Source organism: Variovorax sp. 10L421 (assembly GCF_056395365.1).
Genome location: NZ_JBFTJJ010000006.1, coordinates 154,487 through 167,671, shown reverse-complemented (window position 1 = coordinate 167,671; position 13,185 = coordinate 154,487). Strand labels below are relative to the sequence as shown.

Sequence of the window (13,185 nt, the reverse complement as noted above, 5' to 3'; positions counted from 1 at the left end):
AATACAAAGCGCCGCGCCAAGAGGCGGGACCGGGTCTATAAACCCGTCCATGCCTACTTCCGCCGCCAGCCTTCCCGCCGACATCGCGCCGGCCTCCTGCGCCCCCATGGGCCTGCGCCGGCTGCTGCCGCGCTCGCTGTTCTCGCGGGTGACGCTGATCATCGTCGTCGGGCTGGCCATCGCACAGCTGCTGACCTTCATAGCCATCGGCTACGAGCGCGGCATCGCGATGCGCGAGCTGATGATGATCGGCATCGAGCGCGACATCGCCAGCTCGGTCGCCATCCTCGACCGGCTGCCGGCCGCCGAACGCGAGGGCTGGCTGGCGCGGCTGGAGCGGCGCAACTACCGCTTCGTGCTCGGCGGGAATGCGCAGGGCAAGGCGCCCGACACGCCGTCGTCGCAGCAGTTCGCGACCGCGATCGCCGACGCGATGCGCCCCTTCGAGATCGTGAAGATCGGGCAGGTGAGCAACCCGCCGCAGGGCCTGCAGATCCAGGTGCGGCTGTCGGACGGCTCCTCGGTGGTGGTGCATGCGCGGCGCGTGGACATGCCGGTGTCGAGCTGGGTGATGTGGCTGCTGTGGGTGCAGCTGCTGGTGCTGGCGGTGTGCGCCTGGTACGCGGTGCGGCTGGTCACCCGGCCGCTGGCGCAGCTGGCCGACGCGGCCGACGAGCTGGGCCCCGACCTGAAGGGCCGGCAACTGGCCGAAGAGGGGCCGACCGAGGTAAAGCACGCGGCGCGCGCCTTCAACGCGATGCAGAAGCGCATCGCCGGCTACATGGCCGAGCGGGTGGAAATACTCGCGGCCATCTCGCACGACCTGCAGACGCCCATCACCCGCATGCGGCTGCGCACCGACCTGATGGACGACGGCCATGACCGCGACAAGTTCCGCCAGGACCTCGACGCCATGCACACCCTGGTGCGCGAAGGCGTGACCTACGCGCGCACGCTGCACGGCGCCACCGAGCCGCCGCGCCGCATCGACGCCGACGCGCTGTTCGAGAGCATGGTGGCCGACTACGAGGACTCGGGCGAGCAGGTGCTGCTCGAAGGCCGCGTGGGCGAGCCCATGATGACGCGGCCGAACGCGCTGCGGCGCATCCTGACGAACCTGATCGACAACGCGCTGAAGTTCGGCACCGACGTGCGCCTGCAGGTGCATGCAGACGCCGGCAACCGGCTGACGCTGGCCGTGGTCGACAACGGCCCCGGCATTCCGACCGACCAGCTGGAGAACGTGCTCAAGCCCTTCTACCGCGTCGAGGGCTCGCGCAACCGCAGCACCGGCGGCACCGGGCTGGGCCTGGCCATTGCACAGCAGCTGGCGACGGCGATGGGCGCGGAGCTCACGTTGCGCAACCGGGACGAAGGCGGGCTGGAAGCCCGGCTGACCATGAATACCAACGCGGCCGCGCCACCGGACTGAGCCGGCTGCGCGGCAGCCGCCGCAGCAGCACCACCGACCGAAGAAGAAAGAGAAGAGCGGCTCGCATGGCGAGACCGTGAAGGGTCCCGCTCGCTCTCGACTTCCTGTTTAGCCCTTCATTGACAACATTCACCGACTGGAATCCGATCATGCTGCTCCTCATCGTTGCCTACCTCGGTGGCGTGCTCACCATCCTGAGCCCGTGCATCCTGCCCGTGCTCCCGTTCGTGTTCGCGCGCGCCGACCGGCCGTTCCGCTCGCACGGCCTTCCCATGCTGCTGGGGATGGCGCTGGCGTTCTCGGCCATTGCCACGCTCGCGGCCGTGGGCGGCGGCTGGGTCGTGGCGCTCAACCAGTACGGGCGCTATGCCGCGATTGCGATGCTCGCGGTATTCGGCGTGACGCTGCTGTTTCCGTCGGTGGCCGACCGGTTGAGCCGGCCGCTGGTGGCACTCGGCCTGAGGCTGGCGGGGCCAGCACCGGAAACAAGGGCGTCGGTGTTCTCGCCGCTCCTGCTGGGGGTTGGCACGGGGCTGCTGTGGGCGCCTTGCGCGGGGCCGATCCTCGGACTGATCCTGACGGGCGCGGCGCTCAACGGCGCAAGCATCGGCACCTCGCTGCTGCTGCTGGCCTACGCGGCAGGTGCATGCACCTCGCTGGCGGCCGCGCTGCTCTTCGGCGGGCGGTTGTTCTCGGCGATGAAGGGCTCGCTGCGCACCGGCGAGTGGGTGCGGCGTGCAGCCGGCGTGGCCGTGCTCGCGGGTGTCGGCGCCATCGCGCTGGGGCTGGACACCGGGCTGCTCAGCCGCCTGTCGGTCGGCACCACTTCGGCCTTGGAGAAAGCACTTGTGGAGAAGATCGGCATGCCAATGCCAATCCCCGTGCCGTTGTCGCAACCTCGCGCACCGGCGCTGCCCGACGAAGGCGGCCTTCCTTCACTCGCGGGCGCCACCGAATGGCTGAACTCCGCCCCGCTGACCGCCGAGAGCCTGCGCGGCAAGGTGGTGCTGGTCGACTTCTGGACCTACTCGTGCATCAACTGCCTGCGCACCCTGCCCTACGTTCGTGCCTGGGCCGAGAAGTACAAGGATGCGGGACTGGTGGTCGTCGGCGTGCATGCGCCGGAGTTCGCGTTCGAGAAGCTGCCCGCCAACGTGCGCCGCGCGACGAAGGACCTGGGCATCGGTTTCCCCGTGGCCATCGACAGCGACTACGCGATCTGGCGCGCCTTCGGCAACCAGTACTGGCCGGCGTTCTACATCGTCGATGCGCAGGGGCGCATCCGGCATCACCAGTTCGGCGAGGGCCAGTATGCGAAGGCGGAACAGGTCATCCAGCAGTTGCTGGCGGAAGCGGGGCGGCCCGCCGTGCCGGCCGACCTGGTCTCGCCGCAAGGCCAGGGCACGCAGGCCGCGCCGGCCGAATTGCCGGCCCTGTCGGGCGAGACCTACCTGGGCTACGAGCGCGCGCACAACTTCGCTTCGCCCGGCGGCATATCGAACGACCATGCGCACGTCTATTCAGCGGCTGCGCCATCGCTGCGCACCAACCAATGGGCACTGGCAGGTGAATGGACGGTGGAGAGCGAACGCGCGGTGCTGGTCCGCGCCAACGGGCGCATCGCCTACCGCTTCCATGCACGCGACCTGCACCTCGTGCTCGGCCCGTCGGCCGATGGCAAGCCGGTGCGCTTCAGGGTGCTGGTCGACGGCAAGCCTCCGCTCGCGGACCACGGCGCCGATACCGATGCGCAGGGCAACGGCACCATCGACGGGCAGCGGCTGTACCAGCTGGTGCGCCAGGCGGCGAACGACAGGGAGCGCCTGTTCGAGATCGAATTCCTCGATGCCGGCGCACAGGCCTACGTGTTCACCTTCGGCTGAGTGCTTCGCGGCAGCGGGCGCGTGCCCGTTTCACAGGTGCTGAGCCACCAGCACCACGGCTCCGGCGATAGAGATGACGCCGCCAACGAACTTCCTGAATGCCTTCATGGCGTTCTCCTTCAATGAGGCTCCATGGTGCCGCGTGGCTGTGCGTTCGTGGGTTGGGAATTCTCATGTGCAGGATAGAAAAACCCAACCCGCAAGGCATTGCTCGGTCGTGCGGCATCTACGACCGGGCACTCGGCAAGAAAAGCCGCGCCCTCGCGAACTGGCTGGCGCGAAGCCTCACGCGCTCCACTGCCGCTTCCAGCGTGGGCTGCTGCATGAATACGAGCACTCCCTGCTTGAGCCCGCGAAGGCTCAGCTCGGCAACGCCGGCGTAGCGGCCGTTCGTGGTCCGCTGGATATCGATGCGGCTCGACCAGCCATCGGGCAGTTTGACGAGAAGCTGTAGCTGTTGTGTGACGCTCATGAGGGCGCCGAGGATAGGCGCCGCGACGTTGGCCCCCCAAGGAAATAGTTCCTTGGTATTCGAGATACTTCAAGGTTGGCATCGGGTGAATCTCCGGACCCATCCTCTTTGCAAACTGAGCAAGTTCAGTTCTGACAATCGTGAAATGCGTCCCTGTCTGGAGCTCGTCGCCTCCGATGGCATGGCCGAAGAGTCAACCGACATGCGGCGAGGACGTTGACAGCCACATGCACGTGTTTTCGTGTGACCCTTGAGGTGCAATCATGAAAAAAGCCCTGATCCTGTTGGCTGCCGGAACTGTCTTCACCGCTTCGGTCTTTGCGCAGCAGCCACCGGCTGCAGCAGCAACGACGAGCCCCGCTCCCGCTGCAAAAATGGCACCAGCACCAGCACCAGCACCAGCACCGGCACCGGCCGCGGCGCCCGCGGCCGCAGCACCCGCAGCCGCAGCGCCCGCGGCCAAACCCGCAACGACCACCACGGCAGCAGCACCTGCCGCAGGCCAGGTCTGGGTCAACGGCAAGGTCTATCACTGCGCGACCGACAAGTACTTCGGCAAGACGAAGCATGGCTCGTACATGTCGGAGGCCGACGCGAAGGCCAAGGGCGCTCACGCAGCCCACGGCAAGGCCTGCTGAACGTCGCAATGCCGGGGCGCGGGCTGCTTCGCGCTCGTGCCCCGGCGAAAACCCACGAGCAGACAGCGGCCTGCTGCTCCCCTCGCTTTCCCCCGCTCCCTTCGTTGTGGCTATCGGCCGAAACTGCTAGCATCAATTAACTTACCGGCCGGCATGTAAAACAAATCTCCAGCCTCGGCGGCCCGTGGCGCACCACAACAAGGCACCCCCATGCGACTCTTCAAACAAACCCTGTGTGCGGCCGCGATGGGCATCGTGTCGGCTATGGCTTCGGCGGCGACGCCGCAACCCTTGCTCGATCGTGCGCTCGCCCTGTCCGATGCCGCGGAGCCCAACGTGATCGCATGGCGCCGGCATATCCACCAGCACCCCGAGCTGGCCTACGAAGAGGTCGAGACGGCCAGGTACATCGCGGCAGTCCTGGCGAAGATTCCCGGCATCGAAGTGCAGACCGGCATCGCCGGAACCGGTATCAAGGCGGTGCTTCGCGGCGGCAAGCCCGGCCCGGTGGTGGCGCTGCGCGCCGACATGGATGCCCTTCCCGTCGAGGAGCGCAACGACCTGCCGTTCCGCTCGAAGGCCAAGGCCGTGTGGCGTGGCCAGGAGGTGTCGGTGGCGCACGTCTGCGGCCACGACACCCACGTGGCGATGCTGCTGGGCGCGGCGCAGGCGTTCTCGGCCATGCGCGCCGAATTGCCCGGCACGGTGGTGTTCCTGTTCCAGCCGGCGGAGGAGATCGGCCCCGGCGACCGCCCGAGCGGCGCGCTGGCCATGGTCAAGGCGGGCGTGCTCGACGACCCCAAGGTTGACGTGGTGCTGGGCCAGCACATCGGCTCGCAGTCGCCCAAGGGTTCGATCTCCTACCGGTCGGGCGCGATGCTTGCCAGCATCGACGTGTTCAACATCAAGCTCAGCGGTGCGGGCGGACACGGCGCCGCGCCCTGGGCCGCCAACTCGCCGATGCTGGCGGCGGCGGAGATCACGCTGGGCCTGCAGAACATCGTGAGCCATCGCACCAACCCGACCATTGACGGCGGCGCCACCGTGGTCACGGTGGGCATGCTGCAAAGCGGCAACCGCTTCAACATCCTGCCCGAGACCGCCGAACTCTCCGGCACGGTGCGCGCGCTGTCGGCGCAGAACCAGAAGACGGCCCACGAGCAGATCCGCATGAAGGCCGAGCACATCGCAGCCAGCTATGGCGTGAAGGCCGACGTGCGCATCGACACCGGCGGCGGCTATGGCGTGCTGGTCAACGACGTACCGTCCACCCTGGCGCTGGTCGATGGCCTGAAGGCCGCAGCGGGCAAGGACAAGGTCGCGGAAATCCTGCCGTCGATGGGCTCCGAGGACTTCGGCGCGTTCGGCGCCACGGGCATCCCGGTGGTCTTCTGGATCCTCAACGCCTCGCCCTATCCGGACCGCGCGGGTCCGACGAACCACTCGCCGCTGTTCACCATCGACGAGTCGGCCATGCGCATCGGCGTGCGCGCGCTGACCAGCGCAACCCTCGCCCAGATGACGCGTGCCAACGGCACGTCGCCTTGAAGACAGCCAACGGCTGATCCCCGGGTTTCCCCCGACCCACCCGCGTTGTGGCTGTCAGCCAAAACTGCTAGCATGAATTAACTTACCGGCCGGCATGTAAAAACAAGCATCGAGACCGGCGGCCGAGACCACAGAACCAGAGACACGAGACAACGAATGAACGCCCTGATGCAAGACAACGCGCTGCTGATTTCCAGCCTGCTGGAACACGCGGCCCGCCATCATCCGGACGTCGAGATCGTCTCGCACCTCGACATGCGGACCTGCGTGCGAACCACCTGGCGCAAGGTGGCGCTGCGCGCGGCCAGGCTCGCCTCCGCCCTGCGGACGCTCGGCATCCAGCCCGGCGCACGCGTCGCGACGCTGGCCTGGAACACGCACCGGCACCTCGAGCTCTACTACGCCGCCTCGGGCATGGGCGCGGTGCTCCACACCGTGAACCCGCGGCTCTTTCCCGAGCAGATCGGCTACATCGTCAACCACGCGGCCGACGAGTTGGTCTTCTTCGACCTGGGCTTTGCGCCGCTGCTCGAGCAGGTCGCACCGCAGCTGAAATCGGTCAAGGGATTCGTGGCGATGTGTTCGCGCGCGGAGCTGCCTGCGCTGAACCTGCCCGGCCCCCTGCTGTGCTACGAAGACCTCGTGGCCGATGCCGAGCCACTCGCCGAATGGCCCTCGCTCGACGAGAACACCGCCTCGTCGCTGTGCTACACCTCCGGCACCACGGGCAACCCCAAGGGCGTGCTCTACAGCCACCGTTCGACGGTGCTGCACTCGTGGGCCGCCTGTGCCGCCGATGGCCTGCAGCTGTGCGCGCGCGACAGCGTGCTGCTCGCGGTGCCGATGTTCCATGTGAACGCCTGGGGCATTCCCTACGCGGCGGCCATGTGCGGCGCCAAGCTGGTGCTGCCGGGCCCGGACCTCGGCGGCGAGCGCCTCTTCAACCTGATGCGTGACGAGCGCTGTACCTTCTCGCTCGGTGTACCGACCGTGTGGCTGGGCTTCTTCCAGCACGCGGAGAAGCTCGATGCGGCTGCGCGCGCCGGCCTGTGCCTCGAGCGCGTCGTGGTCGGCGGCTCCGCCGCGCCGCGCGCCATCGTCGAGAAGTTCGAGCACCTGTTCGGCGCCTACGTGATCCAGGCCTGGGGCATGACCGAGACCAGCCCGCTGGCCACCATCTGCAACCTGCTGCCGCGCCACGACGGCATTCCCCTGGAAGAGCGCTTCGACGTGCAGACCCGCCAGGGACGCGCCATCTTCGGCGTGGAGATCGCGGTGTTCGACGCCGAAGGCCGCCGGCTGCCCGCCGACGACCACACGCCCGGGGAACTGAAGGTGCGCGGTCCCTGGGTCGTGTCGGCCTACTACGGCCAGGAGCCCGGCGCCGAGCTCGACGCGAACGGCTGGTTCGCCACCGGCGACGTCGCGCTGATCGACAAGGACGGCTACGTGCAGATCACTGATCGCTCGAAGGACGTGATCAAGTCGGGCGGCGAATGGATCTCCTCCATCGACCTCGAGAACCTCGCGGTCGGCCATCCCAAGGTGAAGGAAGCCGCAGTGATCGGCGCGTACCACAGCAAGTGGCAGGAGCGCCCGTTGCTGATCGTGGTACCGAACGAAGGCGCAGAGGTCACGGCTGCGGAGATCCTCGACTTCATGCAGGATCGCGTGGCCCGCTGGTGGATGCCCGACGACGTGGTCTTCGTCGACGAACTGCCCCACACCGCCACCGGCAAGCTGTTGAAGACACGGCTGCGCGAGCAGTTCCAGGGCCACCGGCTGCCGACCGACGCGGCCGTTGCCGACTGAGGTTCGGGCGCCCCCCAAACGCGCCCCCGACGCCCGCCGGTGCTGCGGCCGAGTTCACGCGACAGCAACCCTGAAAACAATGGAGAGACAAGCATGCAACATCGATTCCGGCTCGCGGCCTCTGCGGCCATCCTTCTCGCCTGCGCGGCGGCTGCTGCGCAAGGCACCCCGAACACCATCAGCGACGACGTCGTGCGCATCGGCGTCATGGCCGACCAAACCGGCCCCTACTCGGGCAATGGCGGCCCCGGCTCTTCGCTGGCCGTGAAGATGGCGGTCGAGGACTTCGGCGGCAAAGTGCTCGGCAAGCCCGTCGAGGTGCTGGTGGCCGACGACCAGAACAAGCCCGACGTGGGCCTGAACATCGCGCGCAAATGGCTGGACACCGAGAAGGTCGACACCATCGTCGGCGGCTCGGCCTCGTCGATCGCGCTGGGCGTCTCGTCGCTGCTCAAGGAGCGCAAGAAGCCGTACCTGATTGCCGGCACGGTGAGCGCGGAGCTCACCAACAAGTCGTGCTCGCCGATGAACTTCCAGTTCCTCACGGACACCTATGCGCTGCCCAAGGCGGGCGTGCAAAGCCTGATGAAGCAAGGCGTGAAGAGCTTCTACTTCATCACCGTGGACTACGCCTTCGGCCAGGCCTTCCAGGACGACGCCACCAAGTTCATCCAGGCCGCCGGCGGCAAGGTGGTAGGCTCGGTCAAGCATCCGCTGGGCGCCACCGATTTCTCGTCGTACCTGCTACAGGCGCAGTCCAGCGGCGCGCAGGCCATCGTCATCCTCAACGCCGGCCTCGACCTGTCGAACGCGTTGAAGCAGGCGGCCGAGTACAAGCTCACGCGCAACGGCCAGATGGTGTCGGTGTTCGGCATGACCATCAACAGCGTGTCGGCCATGGGCCTGGACGTGGCCCAGGGCCTGCAGCTCACGGTGCCGTTCTACTGGGACCGCGACGACGCCTCGCGCGAATGGTCAAAGCGCTTCATGGCGCGCAACAAGGGCGTGGTGCCAACCTATATTCACGCTGGCGCCTACAGCGCGACCATGCACTACCTGAATGCGGTCAAGGCCGCCGGCACCGACGACGGCGCCACGGTCGCGGCGAAGATGAAGGCCACGCCGATCAACGATTTTTTCTCGAAGGACGTCAAGATCCGCGAGGACGGCCAGGCGCTGCGCCCGGTGTATGCCGTGCAGGTGAAGAAGCCGGCCGAGTCGAAGGGTGCGAACGACTACTACGCGGTGCGCGCCGAGATCCCGCCCGAACAGACCTGGCGTCCGCTGGCCGAGAGCAGCTGCGACTTCATCAAGGGCAAGTGAGCGGTACGGTGGGCATGCAGATCGACATCCTCGAGCCCCGGCGCGACCTGCTCGGCGAATGCCCGCTGTGGGACGCGCGCAGCCAGTCGCTCTACTGGATAGACGGCCGGGCCCAGCTCGTGCGCCGCCACACGCCCGCCACCGGCGCCAGCGCCGAGTGGCATGCGCCGCAGCACATCGGCTCGATCGCGCTGTGCGAGAGCGGCCGCCTGCTGCTGGCGCTGGAACACGACTTCTGGCTGCTCGACCCCGACAATGGCGCGATCGTGCCCATGGACGCGGGCGTCACGCATGCGGCCGATCGCATGCGCCTGAACGACGGCCGTACCGACCGCGCCGGCCGCTTCGTCGTCGGCTCGATGACCCTGGGCCGCGCCGAGCCCGAAGGCGCGCTTTACCAATTGACGGCCGGCGGGGCAGTGAAGACGCTGGACACCGGCATCGCGGTTGCCAATGCCACCTGCTTCAGCCCGGACGGCCGCTGGCTCTACTTCGCGGACAGCCACACGCACCAGATCCGCCGCTATCCCTACGACACGGCCACCGGCGCAGCCGGCGCGAGCGAAGTGCTGGTCGATACCCAGGCACTCGGCTCGGTGCCCGACGGCGCCACCGTCGATGCCGAAGGCCGCCTGTGGGTGGCGCTGGTGCAGGCCGGCCAGCTCGCGCGCTTCACGCCCGAAGGCCGGCTCGAGCGCACCATCCAGCTGCCGGTGACCTACGTCTCCTGCCCCTGCTTCGGCGGCCCCGCGCTCGACGTGATCTACCTCACGTCGATCAGCAACAGCGGCAACCTGCTGCGCAGCGACCATCCGGACGCGGGCGCGGTGTTCGCCATCCATGGTGTCGGCGTCCGCGGGCTCGAGGAGTCCCGCTTCGCCGACCTCCCTCCCCTCATCTGACAAGGCAGACAACATGGCTCGACGTTTCGAAGGCAAGGTGGCGCTGGTCACCGGCGGTGCACGCGGCATCGGCCGCGCCATCTCGGAAGCCCTGGCGGCCGAAGGCGCCGTGGTGGGCGTGCTCGACCGGCAGGAAGACCTGGCGCGCGAAGCCGCCGAATCCATCAAGGCCCAAGGCGGCCACGCCGTGGCCTTCGGTGGCGACGTGGCGCGCCGCGACACCTTCGCCCAGTCCATCCCGGCGCTGAAGCAGCAGTTCGGCCGCTTCGACATCCTGGTCAACAACGCGATCTGGGTGCGCTACGGCCCCATCGAGGCCATCACGCCCGAGATGCTCGAGCGCATGGTCGGCACCGGCTTCAACTCGGTGGCCTGGGGCATCCAGGTCGCGGCCGAGGCCATGGGCGAAGGCGGCAGCATCGTCAACATCGCCTCGTCGGCGGCCTACCTCGGCCTGCCCGAGGGCATGCTGTACTGCGGCGTGAAGGCGGGCGTGCTGGGCCTCACGCGCTCGGCAGCGGTCGACCTCGGGCCGCGCGGCATCCGCGTCAACGCGATCTGCCCGGGCTCGATCGAGACCGAAGGCGTGAAGATCAACCTGACACCCGAAAAGACCAAGATCCGCCTGGCCAAGACGCCGATGAAGCGGCTCGGCGCGGTGGACGACGTGGCCAAGGCCGCCTGCTTCCTCGCCTCGTCCGACAGCAGCTTCATCACCGGCGAATCGCTGCTGGTCGACGGCGGCGTGACGCACGCCTTTCTCTGAACACCGGGCCCGCCCACGCCATGGACACCATCCTCGAAGCGCACCAGCTCAGCCGGCAGTTCAGCGGCTTCTTCGCCGTGAAGAACGTCGACCTGCGCGTGCGCCGGCATTCCGTACATGCGCTGATCGGCCCCAATGGCGCGGGCAAGACCACCTGCTTCAATCTGCTGACCACCTTCCTGCGGCCCAGCGCCGGGCGCGTGACCTTCAACGGCCGCGACATCTCTCGCAGCGACCCGGCCTCGGTGGCCATGGCCGGCCTGGTGCGCTCGTTCCAGATCTCGGCCGTGTTCGGCCAGATGACGGTGCTGGAGAACGTGCGCGTCGCGCTGCAGAAAAAGGCCGGCGGCAGCTTCGCCTTCTGGCGCAACGTGCGCGTGCTGCGCAGCCTGGACGCGCGCGCCATGGAGCTGCTGGAGCGCGTGGGCCTCGCGCACTGGCGCGACACGATGGCCGGCGAACTGCCCTATGGCCGCAAGCGCGCACTGGAGCTCGCCACCACCATCGCGATGGACCCCGAGATGATCCTGCTCGACGAGCCCATGGCCGGCCTCGGCCACGAGGACATCGGCCCCGTGGTCGAGCTGATCCGCGATGCGGCCAAGGGTCGCACCGTGCTGATGGTCGAGCACAACATGAAGGTCATCGAGGCGCTGTGCGACCGCGTGACCGTGCTGCAGGCCGGCCAGGTGCTGGCCGAAGGCAGTTACGACGAGGTGTCGCGCGACGCCCGCGTGATCGAAGCCTATGTGGGGGGCGCGCATGCCTGAGACCCTGGAAGCGGCGGCCACCACCGCCATGCTGCGCGTGGACGGCCTGCGCGGCTGGTACGGCGAAACACTGGCGCTGCAGGGCATCGACCTGGAAGTGCATGAAGGCGAAGTGGTCTGCCTGCTCGGGCGCAACGGCGCCGGCAAGACCACCACGCTGCGCGCCATCATGGGCCTGCTCGGGCGGCGCGAAGGACAGATCCGCATCGGCTCGACCCCGTCCATCGGCCTGCAGCCCGAAGCCATTGCGCGGCTCGGGCTGGCCTACTGCCCCGAGGAGCGCGGCATCTTCGCCAGCCTCACGACGCAAGAGAACCTGATGCTGCCGCCGGTGCTGCGCCCGGGCGGCCTGAGCGTGGACGAGATCTACACGCTGTTCCCCAACCTGCTGCAGCGCCGCCACAGCCCCGGCACGCGGCTGTCGGGCGGCGAGCAGCAGATGCTGGCCATCGCGCGCATCCTGCGCACCGGCGCGCGGCTGCTGCTGCTCGACGAGCCGACCGAAGGCCTCGCGCCCGTGATCGTCGAGCGCATCGGCCAGACCATCGGCATGCTGCGCGAGCGCGGCTTCACCGTGCTGATGGTGGAGCAGAACTTCCGCTTCGCATCCACCCTGGCCGATCGCTTCTACGTGATCGAGGAAGGCCAGGTCGCGGCGCACTTCCGCCGCGACGAGCTGGACGCCCAGCGCAGCCGCATCGAGTCCCTGCTGGGGCTCTGAGCAAAGCAACCAACGCAGGACACACCACAAGATGGACGGGCTACTCGGAATTCCCCCGGCGGCACTGATCGGGCAGCTGATGGTCGGACTCATCAACGGCGCCTTCTACGCGCTGATGAGCCTGGGGCTGTCGATCATCTTCGGGCTGCTGCGCGTGGTGAACTTCGCGCACGGCGCGCAGTACATGCTGGGCGCCTTCGTCACCTGGGGGCTGCTGGAGTACCTGGGCATCGGCTACTGGGGCGCGATCGTCATCGCGCCGCTGGTGGTGGCGGCCTTCGGGCTGCTGTTCGAGCGCTGGATGCTGCGGCGCCTGTACACGCTGGACCATGTCTACGCGCTGCTGCTGACCTTCGGCGTCGCCTTGCTCATGGAGGGCGCGTTCCGCCTGCAGTTCGGCGTGAGCGGTCAGCCCTACCCCAACCCGCTGTCGGGCGGCCTGGACGTGGGCGTCACCTTCCTGCCGATGTACCGCGTGTGGGTCATCGTGGCCGCGCTGGCAGTGTGCATGGGCACCTGGTTCTTCATCGAGAAGACGAAGCTCGGCGCCTACCTGCGCGCCGCCAACGAGAACGCACCGCTGGTGCGCACCTTCGGCATCAACGTGCCGCGCATGCTGATGCTGACCTACGGCCTCGGCGTGGGCCTGGCCGGCCTCAGCGGCGTGATGGCCGCGCCCATCTACCAGGTGAGCCCGCTGATGGGTTCGAACCTGATCATCGTGGTGTTCGCGGTGGTGGTGATCGGCGGCATGGGCTCGATCCTCGGCTCGATCGTCACGGGCTTCGGCCTCGGCGCGATCGAAGGGCTCACCAAGATCTTCTATCCGGACGGTGCCGGCGTCGTCATCTTCGTCGTGATGATCCTGGTCCTCGCGGTCCGCCCCCACGGCCTGTTCGGCCGCGCCTACTGAAGAAA

12 protein-coding genes are annotated in these 13,185 nt (G+C 68.0%); 11 read left to right on the top strand and 1 reads right to left on the bottom strand.

Going from position 1 to position 13,185, the window contains the following annotated elements; translation table 11 throughout:
- The first annotated feature begins 49 nt into the window (after window positions 1-49).
- Both AC1DFC_RS11570 and AC1DFC_RS11565 read left to right on the top strand, forming a co-directional pair.
- Window positions 50-1,432: an ATP-binding protein gene (locus AC1DFC_RS11570; protein ID WP_413332016.1), complete on the top strand. Its 1,383-nt coding sequence runs from the start codon at window positions 50-52 to the stop codon at window positions 1,430-1,432.
- Window positions 1,433-1,581: 149 nt separating this feature from the next.
- The gene (locus tag AC1DFC_RS11565; RefSeq protein WP_413332014.1) at window positions 1,582-3,315 is read left to right on the top strand and encodes a cytochrome c biogenesis protein DipZ; all 1,734 of its coding nucleotides are present in this window, start codon (window positions 1,582-1,584) and stop codon (window positions 3,313-3,315) included.
- A 226-nt stretch (window positions 3,316-3,541) separates the two neighbouring features.
- Here AC1DFC_RS11565 and AC1DFC_RS11560 read toward each other — a convergent pair whose 3' ends face one another.
- Window positions 3,542-3,787, bottom strand: coding sequence for a hypothetical protein (locus tag AC1DFC_RS11560; protein ID WP_007833025.1), 246 nt, complete (start codon window positions 3,785-3,787; stop codon window positions 3,542-3,544).
- 263 nt (window positions 3,788-4,050) lie between these two features.
- Between AC1DFC_RS11560 and AC1DFC_RS11555 the strand changes: the two genes are divergently transcribed.
- The 9 genes from AC1DFC_RS11555 to AC1DFC_RS11515 all read left to right on the top strand — a co-directional run bounded on the left by AC1DFC_RS11555 (window position 4,051) and on the right by AC1DFC_RS11515 (window position 13,180).
- Entirely contained in the window at window positions 4,051-4,425 is a 375-nt protein-coding gene (locus tag AC1DFC_RS11555; RefSeq protein WP_478179276.1) for a DUF3761 domain-containing protein, read from the top strand.
- Window positions 4,426-4,635: 210 nt separating this feature from the next.
- Window positions 4,636-5,973 (top strand): M20 metallopeptidase family protein, encoded by a 1,338-nt coding sequence (locus AC1DFC_RS11550; RefSeq protein WP_007833024.1) that lies wholly within the window; start codon window positions 4,636-4,638, stop codon window positions 5,971-5,973.
- A gap of 156 nt (window positions 5,974-6,129) precedes the next feature.
- Window positions 6,130-7,785, top strand: coding sequence for a long-chain-fatty-acid--CoA ligase (locus AC1DFC_RS11545; protein ID WP_413332010.1), 1,656 nt, complete (start codon window positions 6,130-6,132; stop codon window positions 7,783-7,785).
- 93 nt (window positions 7,786-7,878) lie between these two features.
- Window positions 7,879-9,108, top strand: a complete 1,230-nt coding sequence (locus AC1DFC_RS11540) for an ABC transporter substrate-binding protein (protein WP_413312714.1) — start codon at window positions 7,879-7,881, stop codon at window positions 9,106-9,108.
- A gap of 14 nt (window positions 9,109-9,122) precedes the next feature.
- Complete coding sequence (locus tag AC1DFC_RS11535; RefSeq protein ID WP_478179275.1) at window positions 9,123-10,010, top strand: SMP-30/gluconolactonase/LRE family protein; 888 nt, start codon at window positions 9,123-9,125, stop codon at window positions 10,008-10,010.
- Window positions 10,011-10,023: 13 nt separating this feature from the next.
- On the top strand, window positions 10,024-10,776 hold the full coding sequence (locus AC1DFC_RS11530; RefSeq protein WP_478179274.1) for an SDR family NAD(P)-dependent oxidoreductase: 753 nt from the start codon (window positions 10,024-10,026) through the stop codon (window positions 10,774-10,776).
- Window positions 10,777-10,796: 20 nt separating this feature from the next.
- Window positions 10,797-11,546 (top strand): ABC transporter ATP-binding protein, encoded by a 750-nt coding sequence (locus tag AC1DFC_RS11525; RefSeq protein WP_413312709.1) that lies wholly within the window; start codon window positions 10,797-10,799, stop codon window positions 11,544-11,546.
- Entirely contained in the window at window positions 11,539-12,267 is a 729-nt protein-coding gene (locus tag AC1DFC_RS11520) for an ABC transporter ATP-binding protein (protein ID WP_413332005.1), read from the top strand. The genes AC1DFC_RS11525 and AC1DFC_RS11520 overlap by 8 nt, the downstream gene beginning before the upstream one ends.
- A 31-nt stretch (window positions 12,268-12,298) precedes the next feature.
- Window positions 12,299-13,180 (top strand): branched-chain amino acid ABC transporter permease, encoded by an 882-nt coding sequence (locus tag AC1DFC_RS11515; RefSeq protein ID WP_007833006.1) that lies wholly within the window; start codon window positions 12,299-12,301, stop codon window positions 13,178-13,180.
- Window positions 13,181-13,185: the final 5 nt, after the last annotated feature.

Excerpts from the sequence above, each read along its gene's own strand:
- AC1DFC_RS11545 (WP_413332010.1), top strand. The coding sequence starts at position 6,130 with ATGAACGCCCTGATGCAAGACAACGCGCTGCTGATTTCCAGCCTGCTG.
- AC1DFC_RS11570 (WP_413332016.1), top strand. The coding sequence starts at position 50 with ATGCCTACTTCCGCCGCCAGCCTTCCCGCCGACATCGCGCCGGCCTCC.
- AC1DFC_RS11530 (WP_478179274.1), top strand. The coding sequence starts at position 10,024 with ATGGCTCGACGTTTCGAAGGCAAGGTGGCGCTGGTCACCGGCGGTGCA.
- AC1DFC_RS11565 (WP_413332014.1), top strand. The coding sequence starts at position 1,582 with ATGCTGCTCCTCATCGTTGCCTACCTCGGTGGCGTGCTCACCATCCTG.
- AC1DFC_RS11550 (WP_007833024.1), top strand. The coding sequence starts at position 4,636 with ATGCGACTCTTCAAACAAACCCTGTGTGCGGCCGCGATGGGCATCGTG.
- AC1DFC_RS11540 (WP_413312714.1), top strand. The coding sequence starts at position 7,879 with ATGCAACATCGATTCCGGCTCGCGGCCTCTGCGGCCATCCTTCTCGCC.
- AC1DFC_RS11520 (WP_413332005.1), top strand. The coding sequence starts at position 11,539 with ATGCCTGAGACCCTGGAAGCGGCGGCCACCACCGCCATGCTGCGCGTG.
- AC1DFC_RS11555 (WP_478179276.1), top strand. The coding sequence starts at position 4,051 with ATGAAAAAAGCCCTGATCCTGTTGGCTGCCGGAACTGTCTTCACCGCT.
- AC1DFC_RS11525 (WP_413312709.1), top strand. The coding sequence starts at position 10,797 with ATGGACACCATCCTCGAAGCGCACCAGCTCAGCCGGCAGTTCAGCGGC.
- AC1DFC_RS11515 (WP_007833006.1), top strand. The coding sequence starts at position 12,299 with ATGGACGGGCTACTCGGAATTCCCCCGGCGGCACTGATCGGGCAGCTG.
- AC1DFC_RS11535 (WP_478179275.1), top strand. The coding sequence starts at position 9,123 with ATGCAGATCGACATCCTCGAGCCCCGGCGCGACCTGCTCGGCGAATGC.
- AC1DFC_RS11560 (WP_007833025.1), bottom strand. The coding sequence starts at position 3,787 with ATGAGCGTCACACAACAGCTACAGCTTCTCGTCAAACTGCCCGATGGC.